19 protein-coding genes are annotated in these 19,295 nt (G+C 53.6%); 17 read left to right on the top strand and 2 right to left on the bottom strand.

Features of this window, described 5'->3' with window-relative positions; translation table 11 throughout:
* Window positions 1–30 precede the first annotated feature (30 nt).
* The 9 genes from WFP70_RS17410 to rpoS all read left to right on the top strand — a co-directional run bounded on the left by WFP70_RS17410 (window position 31) and on the right by rpoS (window position 7,031).
* Entirely contained in the window at window positions 31–351 is a 321-nt protein-coding gene (locus tag WFP70_RS17410; protein WP_058961495.1) for a DUF3561 family protein, read from the top strand.
* 171 nt (window positions 352–522) lie between these two features.
* Complete coding sequence (ftsB, locus tag WFP70_RS17405) at window positions 523–840, top strand: cell division protein FtsB (protein WP_337023928.1); 318 nt, start codon at window positions 523–525, stop codon at window positions 838–840.
* Window positions 841–843: 3 nt separating this feature from the next.
* The gene (gene ispD, locus WFP70_RS17400) at window positions 844–1,560 is read left to right on the top strand and encodes a 2-C-methyl-D-erythritol 4-phosphate cytidylyltransferase (RefSeq protein ID WP_058961494.1); all 717 of its coding nucleotides are present in this window, start codon (window positions 844–846) and stop codon (window positions 1,558–1,560) included.
* Window positions 1,560–2,042, top strand: coding sequence for a 2-C-methyl-D-erythritol 2,4-cyclodiphosphate synthase (gene ispF / locus WFP70_RS17395; protein ID WP_337023960.1), 483 nt, complete (start codon window positions 1,560–1,562; stop codon window positions 2,040–2,042). The genes ispD and ispF overlap by 1 nt, the downstream gene beginning before the upstream one ends.
* Window positions 2,039–3,082: a tRNA pseudouridine(13) synthase TruD gene (gene truD / locus WFP70_RS17390; RefSeq protein ID WP_337023927.1), complete on the top strand. Its 1,044-nt coding sequence runs from the start codon at window positions 2,039–2,041 to the stop codon at window positions 3,080–3,082. The genes ispF and truD overlap by 4 nt, the downstream gene beginning before the upstream one ends.
* A gap of 217 nt (window positions 3,083–3,299) precedes the next feature.
* Window positions 3,300–4,061, top strand: coding sequence for a 5'/3'-nucleotidase SurE (gene surE, locus WFP70_RS17385; protein WP_337023959.1), 762 nt, complete (start codon window positions 3,300–3,302; stop codon window positions 4,059–4,061).
* Entirely contained in the window at window positions 4,055–4,681 is a 627-nt protein-coding gene (locus WFP70_RS17380) for a protein-L-isoaspartate(D-aspartate) O-methyltransferase (protein ID WP_337023926.1), read from the top strand. Before surE ends, WFP70_RS17380 begins: the two co-directional genes overlap by 7 nt.
* A 166-nt stretch (window positions 4,682–4,847) precedes the next feature.
* A complete protein-coding gene (gene nlpD, locus WFP70_RS17375; protein WP_337023925.1) occupies window positions 4,848–5,987 on the top strand; it encodes a murein hydrolase activator NlpD in 1,140 nt (379 codons plus the stop codon).
* Between the two features lie 51 nt (window positions 5,988–6,038).
* Window positions 6,039–7,031 (top strand): RNA polymerase sigma factor RpoS, encoded by a 993-nt coding sequence (rpoS, locus tag WFP70_RS17370; RefSeq protein ID WP_034822992.1) that lies wholly within the window; start codon window positions 6,039–6,041, stop codon window positions 7,029–7,031.
* Window positions 7,032–7,143: 112 nt separating this feature from the next.
* Here the strand turns inward: rpoS and mutS are convergent, their stop codons facing one another.
* A complete protein-coding gene (gene mutS, locus WFP70_RS17365; RefSeq protein WP_442956356.1) occupies window positions 7,144–9,705 on the bottom strand; it encodes a DNA mismatch repair protein MutS in 2,562 nt (853 codons plus the stop codon).
* Window positions 9,706–10,053: 348 nt separating this feature from the next.
* Between mutS and mltB the strand changes: the two genes are divergently transcribed.
* Both mltB and WFP70_RS17355 read left to right on the top strand, forming a co-directional pair.
* Window positions 10,054–11,136, top strand: a complete 1,083-nt coding sequence (gene mltB / locus WFP70_RS17360; RefSeq protein ID WP_337023923.1) for a lytic murein transglycosylase B — start codon at window positions 10,054–10,056, stop codon at window positions 11,134–11,136.
* 86 nt (window positions 11,137–11,222) lie between these two features.
* A complete protein-coding gene (locus WFP70_RS17355) occupies window positions 11,223–11,558 on the top strand; it encodes a zinc ribbon domain-containing protein YjdM (RefSeq protein WP_337023922.1) in 336 nt (111 codons plus the stop codon).
* Window positions 11,559–11,593: 35 nt separating this feature from the next.
* On the opposite strand, the gene WFP70_RS17350 is transcribed toward WFP70_RS17355, so the two are convergent.
* Window positions 11,594–12,481 (bottom strand): dihydrodipicolinate synthase family protein, encoded by an 888-nt coding sequence (locus tag WFP70_RS17350; protein ID WP_337023921.1) that lies wholly within the window; start codon window positions 12,479–12,481, stop codon window positions 11,594–11,596.
* Window positions 12,482–12,649: 168 nt separating this feature from the next.
* Between WFP70_RS17350 and tam the strand changes: the two genes are divergently transcribed.
* The 6 genes from tam to csrA all read left to right on the top strand — a co-directional run bounded on the left by tam (window position 12,650) and on the right by csrA (window position 19,005).
* A complete protein-coding gene (gene tam, locus WFP70_RS17345) occupies window positions 12,650–13,426 on the top strand; it encodes a trans-aconitate 2-methyltransferase (RefSeq protein ID WP_337023920.1) in 777 nt (258 codons plus the stop codon).
* A gap of 96 nt (window positions 13,427–13,522) precedes the next feature.
* Window positions 13,523–14,017 carry a nicotinamide-nucleotide amidase gene (pncC, locus tag WFP70_RS17340; protein ID WP_337023919.1) on the top strand — a complete coding sequence of 165 codons (495 nt, stop codon included), beginning with the start codon at window positions 13,523–13,525 and terminating at the stop codon, window positions 14,015–14,017.
* Window positions 14,018–14,111: 94 nt separating this feature from the next.
* Window positions 14,112–15,182, top strand: coding sequence for a recombinase RecA (gene recA, locus WFP70_RS17335; RefSeq protein WP_034822205.1), 1,071 nt, complete (start codon window positions 14,112–14,114; stop codon window positions 15,180–15,182).
* Window positions 15,183–15,291: 109 nt separating this feature from the next.
* Entirely contained in the window at window positions 15,292–15,807 is a 516-nt protein-coding gene (locus WFP70_RS17330; protein WP_337023918.1) for a regulatory protein RecX, read from the top strand.
* Window positions 15,808–15,941: 134 nt separating this feature from the next.
* The gene (alaS, locus tag WFP70_RS17325) at window positions 15,942–18,569 is read left to right on the top strand and encodes an alanine--tRNA ligase (protein WP_337023917.1); all 2,628 of its coding nucleotides are present in this window, start codon (window positions 15,942–15,944) and stop codon (window positions 18,567–18,569) included.
* 250 nt (window positions 18,570–18,819) lie between these two features.
* Window positions 18,820–19,005 (top strand): carbon storage regulator CsrA, encoded by a 186-nt coding sequence (csrA, locus tag WFP70_RS17320; RefSeq protein ID WP_004155916.1) that lies wholly within the window; start codon window positions 18,820–18,822, stop codon window positions 19,003–19,005.
* The last annotated feature ends 290 nt before the right edge of the window (window positions 19,006–19,295 follow it).

Below are 19,295 nucleotides of genomic sequence, written 5' to 3'. Positions count from 1 at the left end.
TTGCCGCGTTTTAGCGTCAACAGGATCTCTATGCAGAACGTTACCCCCATGCTGGCACGCAAAGATGAACGCACCCCGGATGAGTCCCGCTCATCACTGCCGGGCGGCGTGATTGGCTTTCTCTCGTACTGGTGCGCGCTGGCGATTCCGTTCATGCTCTACGGTTCCAACACGCTATTCTTCTTCCTCTACACCTGGCCGTTCTTTTTGGCGCTGCTACCGGTATCGGTGCTGATTGGTATCGTACTGAGCTTAATGATTCGCGGACGCCTGTTCTGGAGTGGGGTGATCACCGCCATCGTGGTGGTGTGCCTATTCTGGCTGCTGTTCTCATTTCTCTCGGGTTGGTAGTCCGATCCTGATGTGCAAACGCATCGGCAGGTTACAAAACTTTACCTGCCGTCCCGCTTTTAGCCTTGCCGTTTTTTGTACAGACAATCGTCTGCTGCTGGCATTTTCGCTGTCGCTGTGGAGTCCTGTGCGAAGTTATGGGATGATTAGGCCGTTTTTCAGGGGGCGGGGATGGGAAAACTGACGTTACTGTTGCTCGTGCTGCTGGGATGGCTCCAATATTCCTTGTGGCTGGGTAAGAACGGTATTCATGACTATACGCGCGTCAATGAAGACGTCGCGTCGCAACAGGCGAATAACGCCAAACTCAAAGTACGTAATGATCAGTTGTTTGCCGAAATTGATGACCTCAATGGCGGTTCAGAAGCAATTGAGGAACGTGCACGTAATGAACTGGGTATGATTAAGCCCGGTGAGACTTTCTATCGTCTGGTGCCAGACCAGAATAAACGTAACGCGCAACAAGCTGCGCAAAATCAACAACGATAAACCATGAACAACCTCTCTTCCCTTGCGGATGTGATTGCCGTGGTGCCTGCCGCAGGCGTCGGCAGCCGTATGCAGGCTGCCTGCCCAAAACAGTATCTGACCATTGGTCAATTTACCCTTCTTGAACACAGCGTTGCGCGCTTGCTGGCTCATCCAGCCGTTAAACAAGTGATCGTGCCCATCAGTCCTGATGATGGCTGGTTTGATTCGCTGCCATTGGCGCAGGATTCACGCGTACTGCGCGTGACAGGTGGCGATACGCGTGCTGAGTCGGTGCTGGCAGGTTTGCAGGCGATTAAGCATAGCGAATGGGTACTGGTGCACGATGCCGCGCGGCCATGCTTGCACCCGGATGATCTGGCACGCCTGCTGGCAGTTCGTGAGCACAGCAAAGTGGGTGCGATTCTGGCGGCACCGGTGCGTGATACCATGAAGCGTGCTGAACCTCGCAAAACGGCGATTGCGCATACCGTTGAACGCGAAGATCTCTGGCACGCACTCACGCCACAATTTTTCCCGCATCAACTGCTGACGGCGTGTTTAACGCGCGCACTCCATGAAGGCGCTACCATTACCGATGAAGCGTCGGCGCTGGAGTACTGTGGCTATCATCCCGAGTTGGTGAGCGGACGCAGCGACAATATTAAGGTGACGCGGCCAGAAGATCTGGCGCTGGCGGCCTTCTATCTAACCCAGATTCAGTTAAAGGAGAGCGCATGATGCGTATCGGTCACGGTTTTGACGTTCACGCTTTTGGCGGCGAAGGTCCGTTAGTGATTGGCGGGGTGCGTATTCCCTTCGAACACGGTTTTATTGCTCATTCGGATGGTGATGTGGCGCTGCATGCGCTGACGGACGCGCTGCTGGGCGCGGTGGCGATGGGCGATATCGGCAAGCTGTTCCCGGACACCGACCCGGCGTTTAAAGGGGCGGACAGCCGTGGCTTACTGCGTGAAGCCTGGCGTCGCATCCAGCTGAAAGGCTATCGCATCGGTAACGTCGACGTGACCATCATCGCGCAGGCACCGAAAATGCTGCCGCATGTGCCGCAGATGCGCGTCAACATCGCCGAAGATCTCGGTTGCCATATGGATGATGTCAACGTGAAAGCCACCACCACGGAAAAGCTCGGCTTTACCGGTCGTGGCGAAGGCATCGCCTGTGAAGCGGTAGCGTTACTGGTAAAGGCCGATCACGCATGAGTGAGTTGCTTTACCTGCATGGCGTGCCAACTGCGACGGGCGTGATCAAAGCCAATCCGGAAGACTTCGTGGTGATCGAAGACCTCGGCTATCCCTATGATGGCGAAGGCGAACAGGTGCTGGTGCGCATTCGTAAAATCGGCTGCAACACGCGCTTTGTCGCTGAATCCATCGCTAAATTCCTCGGCGTGCATCAGCGCGATATGAGCTATGCCGGTATGAAGGACCGCCATGCGGTGACTGAGCAGACGCTGTGTTTCCGCGTGCCGGGCAATGCGATGCCGAATCTGGCCGGTTTCCAGCTGGAAGGCGTGGAAATTCTGCAGGTAATCCGTCACAAGCGCAAATTGCGCACCGGCGCGCTGGCGGGGAATGCGTTCCGTTTGGTTGTGCGTCAGATTTCGGATCGCACAGAAGTGGAAGCGCGCTTGCAGCAAATCCAGCAAAACGGCGTGCCTAACTACTTTGGTGAACAACGCTTTGGCCGCGGCGGCAATAACCTGACGCAGGCAAAATTGTGGGCAGAAGATAAGTTCCGCCCGCGCGATCGCAGCATGAAAGGTATTTTGCTGTCTGCTGCGCGCAGCCAACTGTTTAATCAGGTCACCAGTGCGCGTTTGCAGCGTGATGGCGTGTTGGATCAGGTACAAGCGGGTGATGCACTGCAACTGGCCGGTCGCGGCAGTTGGTTTGTGGCGCAGGCGGAAGAGCTGGCGGAATTGCAGCAGCGTGTGAATCATCATGAACTGCGCATCACCGCGCCGCTTGCCGGGCGAGGTGATCTGGGCCTCCAGGGTGACGCGCTGGCCTTTGAGCAGGCTAATCTGGCACCTGCTGCGGATTTGCTGGCGCTGCTGGAGCGTGAGCGCGTTGATGCGGCACGCCGCGCCATGCTGGTGGTGCCAAAAGATCTGCGCTGGAACTGGTGGGATGACGTTACGCTAGAGATGCAGTTCTGGCTGCCAGCCGGGAGTTTCGCCACCAGCGTGGTGCGCGAACTGCTGAGTAACGGTGCCGCTGCGCCTATCAGCGATGAATAACCCCACTTTACCCGGCCTCAACGCCGGGTAAATATCTGCTCCGGCTGCATAATGTTGCGGCAAACGCCGGAAGTTCCGTGATTTACGCCTACCACTTCCCGCGCCTCACCGCTAGAATGCAAACATCTTCGTCTCGCCAAATCTTGTTTTTGCGGCACCCCAACAGCGGATGCCAGGCGAGTTGAGGACCCGTTGAATGAACAAAGGTCAGGAACAGATGCGGATATTGCTCAGCAACGACGATGGAATTCATGCCCCCGGCATTCAGACGCTGGCTCGCGCACTGCGTGAGTTTGCGGAGGTGCAGGTTGTCGCGCCCGATCGCAATCGAAGTGGCGCATCAAATTCTCTGACGTTAGAAACCCCGCTGCGTACTTTTACCCATGAGAATGGTGACATCGCTGTACAGATGGGCACGCCGACGGATTGCGTGTTTCTTGGGGTTAACAAACTGATGCAGCCGCGTCCGGACATTGTGGTTTCAGGCATCAACGCTGGCCCCAATCTGGGTGATGACGTGATTTACTCTGGCACCGTGGCCGCCGCGATGGAAGGACGCCATCTTGGACTGCCTGCGCTGGCGGTTTCACTCAATGGCCATCAACACTATGCCACCGCTGCGGCAGTGACCTGCACGCTGCTGCGTGCGTTGTCCCGCGCACCGCTGCGCACCGGGCGTATCCTGAACATCAATGTGCCTGATCTACCGCTAGTGGAAATCAAAGGTTTCCGTGTGACGCGTTGTGGCAGCCGCCATCCGGCCGATCAGGTGATTTGCACGGAAGATCCGCGCGGCCATACCCTGTACTGGATTGGCCCGCCGGGGGACAAACTGGATGCGGGCCCCGACACCGATTTCGCTGCGGTAGATGCAGGTTACGTGTCGCTGACGGCATTACATGTCGATCTTACTGCACATGCGGCGCAGGAAGTATTAAGTGACTGGTTGATCGAGGCTGAGGTAAATCTCGCATGGTGAACCGGCGCATCGAAACGCTGTTAGAGCAACTGCGTGCGCAGGGTATTCACGATGAGCACCTGTTAAAAGCCATCGCTGATGTCCCGCGTGAACGCTTTATCGATGAGGCGTTTGAGCATAAAGCCTGGGAAAACGTTGCGCTGCCGATTGGTAGTGGGCAGACGATTTCACAGCCCTACATGGTAGCGCGGATGACCGCGTTACTTGAACTGAACCCGGAATCGCGCGTGCTGGAAATCGGCACCGGTTCAGGCTATCAGACCGCTATTCTGGCCCATCTGGTCAATCACGTTTATTCCGTTGAACGCATAAAAGGGTTGCAATGGCAGGCTAAGCGCCGCCTGAAACAACTTGACCTGCACAATATTTCGACTCGCCATGGTGACGGTTGGCAAGGCTGGGCAGCACGTGGCCCGTTTGATGCCATCATTGTCACCGCTGCACCCCCTGAAATTCCGACTGCGCTGATAGCGCAATTAGGCGAGGGTGGCAAAATGGTGCTGCCAGTCGGCGAAGATCAGCAGGTTTTAAAGCGTTTGCGTCGTCAGGGTGATGAATTAATTGAAGAAATCATCGAACCCGTCCGCTTTGTGCCGTTAGTTCAGGGCGATCTGGCCTGAGCCATTGCTACGTAAATCTTCACAACTGTTACATGGCATGGCGCAGTTGATATTGTTACTATCCTTGTTAATCAATGTGAAAGACCGTATTCCGCCTGTTGCGCAGTGAATAATGCGGTCACAACCACGACACAGTTACATCCAGGATTGCCATAACGGGGGATCAATGAGCACGGGAAGCACAGTATTTCAATTACGCCGTTTGGCGGCACTCTCACTGGTAGGTTTTTGGCTGGCGGGCTGTAGCTCAGGCGACAACACGCAAGCTCCGATTAGCCAGATTGGCGGCGGTGGCGACAGCGGTATGATGTCCTCTGGCGGCGGCATGATGTCCACTCCTAGCAGCGGTGGCATGCTCTCATCGCAGAACAGTACCGTACCAGCCATGCCACACGGCGGAATGTTAAGCGGCGGTACACCATCAGCTGCACCCTCCGGTGGAATGGTTAGTGGCAATAATAATGTTGTCACGCAAAATGGTCGTATCGTGTACAACCGTAATTATGGGAATATTCCTAAAGGTAGTTACGGTGGTGAGACTTACACCGTTAAACGTGGAGATACCCTGTTCTACATTGCCTGGATTACCGGCAATGACTTCCGCGATCTGGCGCAACGCAATAACGTCCCGGCCCCGTATGGCCTGGAAGCGGGGCAAGTCCTGCAGGTTGGCAACGGTAATGGCCAGACCATCACCGGAGGCAATGCGATAACCGCAGCAGATGCGACACAGGGCGGCGTGCCGGTGGCATCCAACCAAACGCAAATTAAATCGGCCCCTGTTGCACAGCAACCTGTTATTACGTATTCTGATGATTCGGGTTCGACAGGCGGTAAAATGCTGCCGTCGAAAGGGGCAAATAATGTGGCAACGACCACAGCTCCGGTTACCGCACCGCCTACAGTCAGCAGCACGACTAACAGCACAACCCCAGTGGGAAGCTGGCGTTGGCCGACTGATGGGAAGATCATCGATAACTTCTCCGCTGCGGAAGGCGGAAACAAAGGGATCGATATCGCCGGTTCGCGTGGACAACCTGTTGTCGCCACTGCTTCAGGAAGGGTGGTATACGCAGGCAACGCGCTCCGTGGGTACGGTAATTTAATCATCATCAAACACAATGATGATTATCTGAGTGCTTACGCCCATAACGATTCCATGCTGGTCCGGGAACAACAGGAAGTTAAGGCGGGGCAAAAAATCGCTACCATGGGTAGTACCGGAACCAGTTCGGTAAGATTACATTTTGAAATTCGTTACAAGGGGAAATCCGTAAACCCGTTGCGTTATTTACCGCAGCGATAATCCGGCAGAACCTTAGGTGTTCTGCCCTTGGATCACGGGTAGGAGCCGCTTATGAACCAGAATACGCTGAAAGTTAACGAGTTACATGAAGATGCGGAATTCGAGGAGAACGGAGCTGAGGTTTTTGATGAGAAGGCTCTCGTTGAGAACGAACCTGGTGATAACGAAGTAGCTGAAGAAGAGCTGTTGTCACAGGGTGCGACGCAACGCGTTTTGGATGCGACGCAGCTTTACCTTGGTGAGATCGGTTACTCTCCACTACTGACGGCTGAAGAAGAAGTGTTCTTCGCTCGTCGTGCACTACGTGGTGACATTCCTTCTCGCCGCCGCATGATTGAAAGTAATTTACGCCTGGTGGTGAAAATTGCCCGTCGTTATAGCAATCGTGGTCTGGCACTGCTGGATCTGATTGAAGAGGGTAATCTCGGCCTGATTCGTGCCGTGGAGAAGTTTGACCCAGAACGTGGGTTCCGTTTCTCAACCTATGCCACCTGGTGGATTCGTCAGACTATTGAACGGGCGATCATGAATCAAACCCGTACTATTCGTCTGCCGATCCACATCGTTAAAGAGTTGAATGTTTATCTGCGTACCGCGCGCGAACTTTCGCATAAGCTTGACCATGAGCCGAGTGCTGAAGAGATTGCCGAGCAGTTAGACAAGCCGGTTGATGATGTAAGCCGTATGCTGCGTCTCAACGAGCGTATTACCTCGGTTGACACACCGCTGGGTGGAGATTCCGAAAAAGCGCTGCTGGATATCCTGGCCGATGAAAAAGACAACGGCCCGGAAGACACCACGCAGGACGATGATATGAAACAAAGCATCGTTAAGTGGTTGTTTGAATTGAATGCCAAGCAGCGTGAAGTGCTGGCGCGTCGTTTCGGCCTGTTAGGCTATGAAGCGGCAACGCTGGAAGATGTGGGCCGTGAGATCGGGTTGACCCGTGAGCGCGTCCGTCAGATTCAGGTTGAAGGTCTGCGCCGTCTGCGTGAAATCCTGCAGACTCAGGGCCTCAACATTGAAGCACTGTTTCGCGAATAAGCCGTAACCGGCAATAAAAAACGGTGACCCTTGGGTCACCGTTTTTTTATGTTCGTTATCAGGCCGTTACGCTAATGAGCGGCGACATTACCCGCCGCTCATTAAAATTGAACTAGACCAATGTTTTAAGGCGGTAAATCCACTCCAGCGCCTGTTTTGGCGTAAGACTATCAGGGTCCAACGCTTCCAGTGCGTCTACGGCTGGCGATGTTTCTGCCACCAGCAGCTGCATTTGCGATCCTTCTACAGTGGATGCCGCAGAACTGCCGGAGAGCGCTTCCAGCTCTTTCAACTTGTTGCGCGCACGTTTGATCACGTCTTTCGGCACACCCGCTAATGCAGCAACTGCTAAACCATAGCTTTTGCTGGCTGCACCATCTTGTACGCTGTGCATAAATGCAATGGTATCGCCATGCTCCATGGCATCAAGATGCACATTCACTACGCCTTCCATTTTTTCCGGCAGGGTCGTAAGTTCGAAGTAGTGGGTGGCAAACAGTGTCATCGCTTTGATGCGGTTTGCCAGGCTCTCCGCACAAGCCCATGCCAGCGACAGCCCATCGTAGGTCGATGTGCCGCGACCGATTTCATCCATCAACACCAGGCTGTTCTCTGTGGCGTTATGCAGGATATTGGCCGTTTCCGTCATCTCAACCATAAAAGTTGAACGCCCAGAAGCCAGGTCATCAGCCGCACCGACGCGAGTGAAGATGCGATCGATAGGACCCATTATGGTTTCTTCGGCTGGCACATAGCTGCCAATCCACGCCATCAGCGCGATCAATGCAGTCTGACGCATGTAAGTACTCTTACCGCCCATGTTGGGGCCGGTGATGATCAACATACGTCGTTGATTCGACAATGATAGCGGATTAGCAATAAACGGCTCTTTCAGAACCTGCTCCACGACAGGGTGGCGACCCGCGGTGATGCGGATACCGGCTTTTTTCTGCAGTACCGGGCGGCAGTAATTCAGTGTCCAGGCGCGTTCTGCCAGGTTAGCCAACACATCCAGTTCAGCCAGCGCCGCGGCACTGATCTGCAGTGCTTCAAGATGTGGCAGCAACTGATCGAGTAACGCTTCGTACAGGCCTTTTTCCAGCGCCAGCGCTTTGCCTTTTGAGGTCAGTACTTTGTCTTCATACTCTTTCAATTCAGGAATGATGTAGCGCTCGGCGTTCTTCAGCGTCTGACGGCGGACATAGTGAATCGGCACCAGGTGGCTTTGGCCGCGGCTGACCTGAATGTAGTAACCATGAATTGCGTTAAAACCCACCTTTAAAGTATCCAGCCCTAGCTTCTCTCGTTCGCGAATTTCCAGGCGGTCGAGATAATCAGTGGCACCGTCGGCCAGCGCACGCCATTCATCTAATTCAGCGTTATAGCCGGGCGCAATCACACCACCGTCACGCACCAGCACGGGAGGGGATTCAATGACGGCTAGTTCCAGCAGCTCGCGTAGTTCAGTAAATTCACCCATCTGCGAACGCAGATTGACCAGTTGAGTCGCCTCGACACCTTCCAGCTGCTGGTTTAACTCCGGCAGCTGTTGGAAGGCATGCCGCATGCGAGCTAAATCACGCGGGCGCGCGGTGCGCAGTGCCAGACGCGCCAGGATGCGTTCCAAATCGCCCACCTGGCGCAGTACCGGCTGTAATGCTTCACTCAGAGATTGCAGTTCGGCAATCGATTCCTGGCGACGACTGATGGTGGTGACATCGCGCAGCGGCATATGCAGCCAGCGCTTCAGCATACGGCTGCCCATCGGGGTAACGGTTTTATCCAACACTGCCGCCAGGGTATTTTCGGTGCCCCCGGCCAGGTTCTGCGTGATTTCCAGGTTGCGGCGAGTGGCTGCATCCATGATTACGCTGTCCTGCTGGCGCTCCATACTTAACGAGCGAATATGTGGCAGGGAAGTGCGTTGGGTATCCTTAACATATTGAAGCAGACAACCCGCAGCGCGTAGTGCCAGATGAGCCTGTTCAACACCAAAGCCGCTAAGATCACGCGTGCCGAATTGCAGGTTTAATTGCTGTCGTGCAGTGTCGATTTCATATTCCCATAGCGGACGACGGCGCAGACCACGGCGCTGATCGATCAGCGCCATGGCCTGGAAATCTTCGGGATAGAGCAGTTCAGCAGGATTAGTGCGCTGGAGTTCTGCCGCCATGGTCTCCTGGTCGACAGGTTCGCTCAGGCGAAAACGCCCCGAGCTGATATCGAGGGTGGCATAACCAAACCCGCGCTGGCTCTGGAAGATGGCCGCCAGTAAGTTGTCCTGACGCTCCTGCAGCAGCGCTTCATCACTGATGGTGCCTGGTGTCACAATGCGCACGACTTTACGCTCAACCGGTCCTTTGCTCAGTGCCGGGTCGCCAATCTGTTCGCAGATCGCCACGGATTCACCGAGCTGGACCAGTTTTGCCAGATAACCTTCAACAGCATGATAGGGCACGCCCGCCATCGGGATGGGTTCACCCGCTGACGCGCCGCGTTTCGTGAGTGAAATCTCCAGCAGTTGTGAGGCTCGCCTGGCGTCGTCGTAGAACAGCTCGTAAAAATCGCCCATGCGATAAAACAGCAGGATTTCGGGATGGTCAGCCTTCAGGCGCAGGTATTGCTGCATCATGGGCGTGTGGCCAGTAAAGTCCATTTGCGCTGCTCCTTTCATCTCGTTTTCGCTCAAAATTCACTCGTTCAATCATGGCTGCCCGATATGAGCAGGCCAGTGTGGTGCGTTATCTCACAGACGGATAACCAAGGCGCAGATATTAACATTTTGCCCTGCGCGCATCATCCGGCTGCAATGGATTCTGGCTGCCGACCTTAACAAATTGCGATAAGCAGTAAAAAGTAAAATTGGGCGATAAAGATAAAGTGTGGAGCTGTTCCGCAAATTTTCGCTGCAACCCACTGAAACCAGGGAATAGCGGCGTAAATTTAAGATATTGCTCTGTATCCCGCTTTGATGAACGATTACCATGTTGGCTTCCGGTTTCATCTGGCTTATGGATATCTAATGCGTTTTAAGGTTGCTTTTCTTCCACTTATCGCCTTGCTTGCTGCCTGCAGCAGTAAGCCTGCAACCCAGCAGCAAACCGCCGTTGTGCCTGCACCAAAAGGTGGTTTTTTACTGGAACCTTCACACGCCGTTCAGCCGATGTTTGGTGATTTCGCAGGGAATCCAGCGGCTGAGCAGTTTATTGATCAAATGGTGGCAAAACACGGTTTTAACCGTGATCAACTGCACGCCGTGATTGGCCAGGCGAAGCGTCTTGATTACGTGCTGCGCCTGATGGATCAACAAGCACCAAGCTACACGCCGCCGACGGGGCCAAACGGCGCCTGGATCCGCTACCGTAATAAATTCATCACGCCAGATAATGTGCAAAATGGTGTGGCGTTCTGGGATCAATATCAGGACGCGCTGCAACGCGCTCAGCAGGTTTATGGTGTGCCGCCGGAGATCATTGTCGGAATCATTGGTGTGGAAACACGCTGGGGTCGGGTGATGGGCAAAACGCGTCTGCTGGATGCGCTGGCCACCTTATCCTTTAGCTATCCTCGTCGCGCGGCCTACTTCAGCGGCGAACTGGAAACCTTCCTGCTGATGGCGCGCACTGAACAGGATGATCCGCTGGATCTGCGCGGTTCCTTTGCGGGTGCAATGGGGTACGGTCAGTTTATGCCGTCTTCCTATAAAGAGTATGCGGTCGACTTCAATGGTGATGGCCACATTAACCTGTGGGATCCTGTGGATGCGATTGGTAGCGTAGCAAATTACTTTAAAGAGCACGGCTGGCGGGCAGGGCAGAATGTTGCCGTACCGGCAAGCGGGCAGGCTCCTGCGCTGGATAATGGGTTTAAAACGCTTTATCCGGTGAATACGCTGATGGCGAGCGGCCTGACGCCGCAAGGATCGCTGGATGGTAATAACCAGGCGAGTCTGCTGCGCCTTGATCTTGGCACCAGTTATCAATATTGGTATGGCCTGCCTAACTTCTATGTCATCACGCGTTATAACCACAGCACACACTATGCCATGGCGGTATGGCAATTGGGTCAGGCAGTGGCGAAAGCGCGTCAGGGCAACATGCTTTAATGCTGTCCTTATAAAGAGTGAGGGTATAAGATGGCGCCCCTTTTGCGGTGCCATCTTCACCGCCTTTCGACTTCTGAGGAATGCTCATGACAACATTACCTGCTTGCCCAGTGTGCCAGGCTGATTATACCTGGCAGGATGGTGAGAACCTGAACTGCCCATCTTGTGGCCATATCTGGTCACCGAGTGCTGATGCAGCATCGGATGGTTTGGTGGTGCGGGATGCCAATGGCAATCTGCTGGCTGATGGGGACAGCGTTACCGTAGTCAAAGATCTCAAGGTGAAAGGCACTTCTTCAACCCTGAAGATTGGCACCAAAGTGAAAAGCATTCGTCTGGTTGAAGGCGACCACAACATTGATTGCAAAATCGATGGTTTTGGCCCGATGAAACTCAAATCTGAGTTTGTTAAAAAGAACTGAGAACGGGACGGCTGCCCGGCCGTCCCTTATTGTGATCACATCAGCAAACGATCCAGCTCTGCGCACTGCTCAACCGTGAGTTCACCGCCATAATTACGTGAATGGCTGCTCATAGAATCATATTTGCGCGCCACTGCGGTTTTGATGGTCGTGACAAAGTCATCGCCGATGGTGTAAATCGCCATCAGCTTACCAATACGCTGTTGAATCTGTGCCAACTGCGCTAACTCTCCCGCTCGCCATGCGTGCATCGCCTCGGCAAACAACTCCGGCACTATGTTGTTTAAGCCGGAAATCACCCCGGCACCGCCTGCCAGCAAATTAGGCAGAAGATATTCGTCATACCCTGAAAGCACGGTGAAATCAGGGCGAACCTTTTTGGTTTCTTCAATCAGGGCCCGATTGTGTGAAAGACAATCCATGGTGTCTTTAATGCCGATAAACTGCGGCAGTTCAGCGGCTAATTCTGCTACCAATGCCGGCGTTAAATCGCAACCGGTGCGCGCCGGAAAGTTGTAGGCAAACCACTTGCCGCCTAACTGTTTATCCAGTGCTTTAAAGTAGCTCAACAGCTGTTTCTGCGTTTGCCCATAGTAGTAGGGCGGCAAAACCATCACGGCGTCATAACCGTTTTGCCAGGCGGCTTCAGCGAGCTGCAACATGTCGGGAACGCAGGTACTTGAGATATTCGCGACCATGGTCAGTGGCGAAAGCTGACGAGCTTCGCGAATCAGCATCAGCCGTTCCTGTTGGGTCAGCGAAGCAAACTCCCCGATACTGCCCATCAGCAACAGCGTATCAATCCCCGAGGCGTTCAGGCGCGCAAAGTGGCGGCCCAGTGCATCAATATCAAGTTGGTTGTGTTGATCGAAAGGGGTCACTGAAGGACACCAGACGCCCGTTAATTCAGGTTGTGCAGCCATATCGCGATCCTCAACTTTCATAAAATGAAACGTTGTTTTAACTTAATGCTCGTGACTGACATTAACCAGTGACAAAGGGTAAAAAGGTGAGACATCGCACTTTTCTCTTCGCTTAGCGATTGAGAAAACAGGTAGTGTGATGCTCTTCAGCCAGACAGGAGCGTTGCCATGCAAGACTGGAATCCACAGCTGTATCGTCAATTTGAATCGGAACGCACGCGCCCTGCGCGTGAACTCTTAGAACGTATTCCACTAACCGACGTGCATTTCGCGACTGACCTCGGATGCGGTCCCGGCAACAGCACTGAGCTGCTGGCGCAAGCGTGGCCAGGCGCGGTGATTACAGGCATCGATAGCTCTGCAGCCATGCTGGAACAAGCGCAAGAGCGGTTACCTGCCTGCACTTTTCTGCAGGCGGATATTCGTACCTGGCAGGCGAGCCAGCCACAGCAGGTCATCTATGCGAATGCTTCGCTGCAGTGGTTAACCGATCATCACACGCTGCTGCCGCTTTTGGTTGAACAGCTGGATATCGGTGGCGCTCTGGCGATACAGATGCCGGACAATCTTGAAGAAGCCTCTCACAGCTTGATGCGTAAAGTGGCGGCCAGTGAACGCTGGCAGGCACATATCTCGCCACAGGCCGCGGATCGCAAACGCCTGCTGAGCACGGAACAGTATTATGACTTGCTGAGTGATGCAGGCTGTCAGGTGGATATCTGGCGTACCACGTACTATCACCCGATGGCCGATGCGCAGGCCATCATTACCTGGCTCCGTGCCACGGGCTTGCGTCCTTTCCTCGCTGGATTGACCGAACAGCAACAAGCGGATTTTCTGCATGACTATCATCAGGCATTAATGCCGGCTTATCCCCCACGCAGCAATGGTCAGGTTTTGCTGGCTTTCCCGCGTTTATTTATGGTGGCAGTGAGAACGCGTTAAAATTGCTGGAAGCGGTTGCGCAAATTGGTGCGACAGAGGTTGAAAAGGGCGCTCTGTTGCACCATTTATGGCTAAGCGCCAAAACAGGAGAAGGCGATGAACGACCAACAGTTGCAGCAGCTCAGCCAGCGTATTGGTGAACAGCTCAAGAAACGCAAGGCAACGGTGACCGCGGCGGAATCCTGCACCGGTGGCTGGATTGCCAAAGTGTTTACCGATATCAGTGGCAGCTCTGCCTGGTTTGAGCGGGGTTTCGTGACCTACAGCAACGAAGCCAAACAGCAGATGGTGGGCGTGCAGGCAGCGACTCTGGCGCAGTATGGCGCGGTCAGTGAGCAAACTGTGCGTGAGATGGCTCGAGGTGCCTGCAATGCCGCCGCCGCCGAGTTTGGCATTGCTGTGAGCGGGATTGCGGGGCCAGATGGTGGTTCGGCAGAAAAGCCAGTGGGTACAGTGTGGTTTGCCATTGCCGGACCTGGCGATCGTGTTCTGGCGCAGCGGCAGATCTTTGCCGGAGACCGTGACGCGGTGCGTCGGCAATCCGTGAGCTGGGCGCTGCAAACACTGCTTGATGAATTTCTGACAAATTAAACTTGATACTGTATGGTCATACAGTATAATTACCGGCAACAGAACGAGCAGGCACACAATGATGTCGGCTTACCCAGCATGATTAGGAGTGGAAATGGCGATTGACGAGAACAAACAGAAAGCTTTAGCTGCCGCGCTGGGCCAGATTGAGAAACAATTTGGCAAAGGCTCAATCATGCGCCTGGGTGAAGACCGCTCAATGGACGTAGAAACCATCTCAACCGGTTCACTGTCACTGGATATCGCGTTGGGTGCTGGTGGCTTGCCGATGGGGCGTATCGTTGAGATCTACGGACCAGAATCTTCCGGTAAAACCACGCTGACGCTGCAGGTGATTGCCGCTGCACAGCGTAAAGGTAAAACCTGTGCCTTTATCGATGCTGAACATGCGCTTGATCCGGTGTATGCCAAAAAACTCGGCGTTGATATCGACAATCTGCTGTGTTCGCAGCCGGACACCGGTGAACAAGCGCTGGAGATTTGTGATGCATTAGCACGCTCCGGTGCCGTTGATGTGATCATCGTGGACTCCGTTGCGGCACTGACGCCGAAAGCGGAAATCGAAGGTGAAATCGGTGATTCGCACATGGGTCTGGCCGCACGTATGATGAGCCAGGCGATGCGTAAGTTAGCGGGTAACCTGAAGCAGTCCAACACGCTGCTGATCTTCATCAACCAGATTCGTATGAAAATTGGTGTGATGTTTGGTAACCCAGAAACCACCACCGGTGGTAACGCGCTGAAATTCTATGCTTCTGTTCGTCTTGATATCCGCCGTATCGGTGCGATTAAAGAGGGCGATGAAGTGGTCGGTAGCGAAACCCGCGTAAAAGTGGTGAAGAACAAAATCGCTGCGCCATTTAAGCAGGCTGAATTCCAGATTATGTACGGTGAAGGCATCAACACCTTTGGCGAGCTGGTGGATCTCGGCGTGAAACACAAACTGGTTGAGAAAGCCGGTGCGTGGTACAGCTACAACGGCGAAAAGATTGGTCAAGGTAAAGCGAACTCGACCAACTTCCTGAAAGAGAACCCAGCGATTGCTAACGAGATCGATAAGAAGTTACGCGATCTGCTGCTGACGGGTGCAACGGCTGGAGCGGGTGCAGCAGAAATCTCTGCTGATGACTACGAAGAAGCTAGCGAAACCAACGAAGATTTCTAAGATACCCACCACGGGAGCAGCGATGCTCCCGTTTGCTTTTCCCCGTCAACACTTCCCCTGATCGTCTTCTTGCTTTACCCTGCGCAACAGTCAGAACAAGGTCAAATTCATGTCATCATCACCTTCAACGGCTTCGGTGCCGACATTTTCCCGTTTGCTGGATCGTGCCATGCGTGTGCTATCGCAGCGTGACCACAGCCGTGACGAATTGAAGCGTAAGCTGCAACTCTCTTCTCAGCGTGCGGCTTATCTGAAGCAAGAAGAAAATGTGCCGATACCGGATGAGCTGCTGGAAAAGGTGCTCGACTGGTGCCAGGAGAGTGGCTGGCTCAACGATCAGCGCTTCACCGAACGCTTTATCCAAAGTCGCGCACGGAAAGGTTACGGCTCACAGCGCGTGCGTATGGAATTGCAGCAGAAGGGCATCAGCCGCGATGAGATCAATCAGGCGATGATGGATACTGAAGTGGACTGGAGCCAATGCGCGGCCGATTTGGCTAAGCGTAAGTTTGGTGAACCTCTGCCGCAAACCTGGGCTGAGAAAAGCAAGGTACAGCGCTTTTTAATGTCGAAAGGCTTTATGATGGAAGATATTCAGGCAGTTTTCAGAAATATTGACGACTGAAAGGCGATGGGATTTTACTTCCCACTGAAGAAAATTTATCTTATTCCCACTTTTTGTTCCTCAATCAGCGGTAAACCTGCAGATGTGGTTTGCCCGCGAAAGGGAACGTTCGTTAGCGTGATTCCAGGAATTATATGAGCAAGAGCACTGCTGAGATCCGTCAAGCGTTTCTCGACTTTTTTCATAGCAAGGGACATCAGGTTGTAGCCAGCAGCTCCCTCGTACCGAACAACGACCCAACGTTGCTGTTTACCAATGCGGGAATGGTGCAGTTTAAAGACGTTTTCCTCGGTCAGGATAAACGCGATTATGCACGCGCAACCACGTCTCAACGTTGTGTACGCGCCGGTGGTAAGCACAACGATCTTGAGAACGTTGGTTACACCGCTCGTCACCACACCTTCTTTGAAATGCTGGGTAACTTCAGCTTTGGCGACTACTTCAAGAAAGAAGCGATTGCTTATGCCTGGGAACTGCTGACGGGTGAACAGTGGTTCAAGCTGCCGAAAGAACGTCTGTGGGTCACCGTTTATGAAACCGATGATGAAGCCTTCGAAATCTGGGCTAACGATGTCGGTGTGCCGCGCGAACGCATCATTCGCATCGGCGATAACAAAGGCAGCGCCTACGCGTCTGATAACTTCTGGCAGATGGGTGATACCGGTCCTTGTGGTCCGTGCACCGAAATTTTCTACGATCACGGCGACCATATCTGGGGGGGCCCACCGGGCAGCCCGGAAGAAGATGGCGATCGCTATATTGAGATCTGGAACATCGTCTTTATGCAGTTCAACCGTCAGGCCGACGGCACCATGGAACCTCTGCCGAAGCCTTCTGTTGATACCGGTATGGGCCTGGAGCGCATCGCTGCGGTACTGCAGCACGTTAACTCCAACTATGAAATCGATCTGTTTGCCAAGCTGATCAAGGCTGTTGCTCAGGTAACCGGTGCGACCGACCTCAACAATAAATCGTTGCGCGTCATCGCTGACCACATCCGTTCCTGTGCATTCCTGATCGCTGATGGCGTCATCCCGTCGAATGAAAACCGTGGCTACGTGCTGCGCCGTATCATTCGTCGTGCAGTGCGTCATGGCAATATGTTGGGAGCTAAAGAAGCCTTCTTCTACAAACTGGTTGCGCCATTGATCGATGTCATGGGTGATGCCGGTGAAGACCTGAAACGTCAGCAGAAGCATGTTGAAAATGCCCTGAAAAATGAAGAAGAGCAGTTCGCTAAAACGCTGGAACGCGGCCTAGCTTTACTGGATGAAGAGTTGGCCAATCTGCAAGGCGATACGCTGGATGGCGAAACGGTCTTCCGTCTGTATGACACCTTTGGTTTCCCAGCGGATTTGACCGCTGACGTCTGCCGCGAGCGCAATCTGAAGATTGATGAAGCGGGCTTCGAAACAGCCATGGAACAGCAGCGCCAGCGTGCGCGTGAGGCCAGTGGTTTTGGCGCGGACTACAACAGTGTGATTCGCTTTGATGCCGCCACTGACTTCAAAGGCTATGACCAACTGCAGGCTGAAGGCACCGTGCAGGCGCTGTTCGTTGGCGGTCAGCAGGTTGAGCAGATCGCGGCTGGCCAGGAAGCGGTAGTGATTCTGGATCAAACACCATTCTATGGCGAGTCAGGTGGCCAGGTGGGCGATACCGGTGTGCTGACTGGGCAGAATGCTGAATTCAGTGTCCAGGATACACAGAAGTATGGCAAAGCCTTTGGTCATATCGGTAAGCTCAACAGCGGTGAGCTACGTGTGGGTGACCGCCTCAATGCACAAGTGGATGAAGAGCGCCGTGCTCGTATTATTCTCAACCACTCCGCAACGCATCTGATGCATGAAGCGTTACGTGAAGTATTGGGCGATCATGTCGGTCAGAAAGGCTCACTCAACAACGATAAATACCTGCGCTTCGACTTCTCTCATACCGAAGCGATGAAGCCAGAGCAGATTCGCACCGTTGAAGATATCGTTAATACCCAGATTCGTCGCAATTTACTCATCCAGACTGAAGTAATGGATCTGGATGAAGCGAAAGCGCGCGGCGCAACGGCGTTGTTCGGTGAGAAGTATGAACAGCGTGTGCGCGTGGTTAGCATGGGTGAATATTCCGTTGAGCTGTGCGGTGGTACGCACGCAGCGCGCACTGGCGACATTGGCCTGTTCCGCATTCAGTCTGAATCCGGCACGGCGGCAGGTGTGCGTCGTATTGAAGCGCTGACGGGTGAAGGCGCGATTGCTCAGCTGCATGCGCAGAGCGATCAGATATCTGAGATTGCTCAGGTGGTTAAAGCCAACAGCAGTAATCTGAATGAGAAAGTGCGCGGTCTGGTTGATCATGTCCGTGCGCTGGAAAAAGAACTGCAGCAGCTGCGCGATCAGCAAGCGGCGCAAGAAAGTGCTTCGCTGAGCAGTAAAGCGGTGGACGTCAAGGGTACCAAATTGCTGGTCAGCGAGCTTAGCAACGTTGAGCCTAAGATGCTGCGTACGATGATGGATGACCTTAAAAATCAGCTCGGCTCGGCCATCATTGTGCTGGCAACCGTTGCGGACGGTAAGGTTTCCCTGATTGCTGGTGTGACCAAAGATCTGACCGACCGCGTCAAAGCGGGTGAGCTGGTTGGCGAACTGGCCGCTCAGGTTGGCGGTAAAGGCGGTGGTCGCCCTGATATGGCTCAGGCGGGTGGTACAAATCCTGAGGCACTGGCTGGTGCACTGGCTGGCGTGTCGGAGTGGGTGAGTAACCGACTGTAACGAATTAAAATTCAGCATCGTGAATAGCGCCAGAACCCCCGTGTTCTGGCGCTTTTTAACGCGGTGTGCACCCGATAATGACAAAGTCCGGTTGATGTAGTGTATTTCGGCTAAACTAACTATCAGCAGAATGTATTGGCGTGGCGATGCACAATGGTGTATTTGTCATAGACATTGTTCAGCGTTATATGATGGATATGGCCGGGAGACCGAACAGGCCCGACTCTTTTAATCTTTCAAGGAGCAAAGAATGCTTATTCTAACTCGTCGAGTTGGTGAAACCCTCATGATTGGCGATGAGGTGACTGTAACGGTGCTGGGTGTTAAAGGTAACCAGGTCCGTATTGGCGTCAATGCGCCTAAAGAAGTTTCGGTGCATCGCGAAGAAATCTATCAGCGTATCCAGGCCGAAAAAACTCAGCAAACGAGTTACTAACGGATTCAGCGCCTCGCATCCTGCGAGGCGCTACCGCTTTTATCCTCCCATCTTCATTTTTTCCGCCCTGAACCTCATTTTCTTTCTTCCCATTTTGTTAACTGCAACGTGCTTTCGCTGTTGATTAATCACTCTTTTTGTCGGCAAAACATCCTAATTGCGCGTCATTTGTGCAAACAGAACGATATCCAGAAAAAGTCGGGAAAAATTGTTTGACTTATAAGTGCGGGAAAGTAATATGTGCGCCACGCAGTGCCGATGAGCAGAAACAAGTTCAGAAGCACGGTTCG

The sequence above is a fragment of the Pantoea sp. USMM079 genome, from assembly GCF_037153115.1.
Lineage (GTDB): Bacteria > Pseudomonadota > Gammaproteobacteria > Enterobacterales > Enterobacteriaceae > Pantoea > Pantoea communis.
This window is presented reverse-complemented; position numbering and strand designations above follow the sequence as displayed.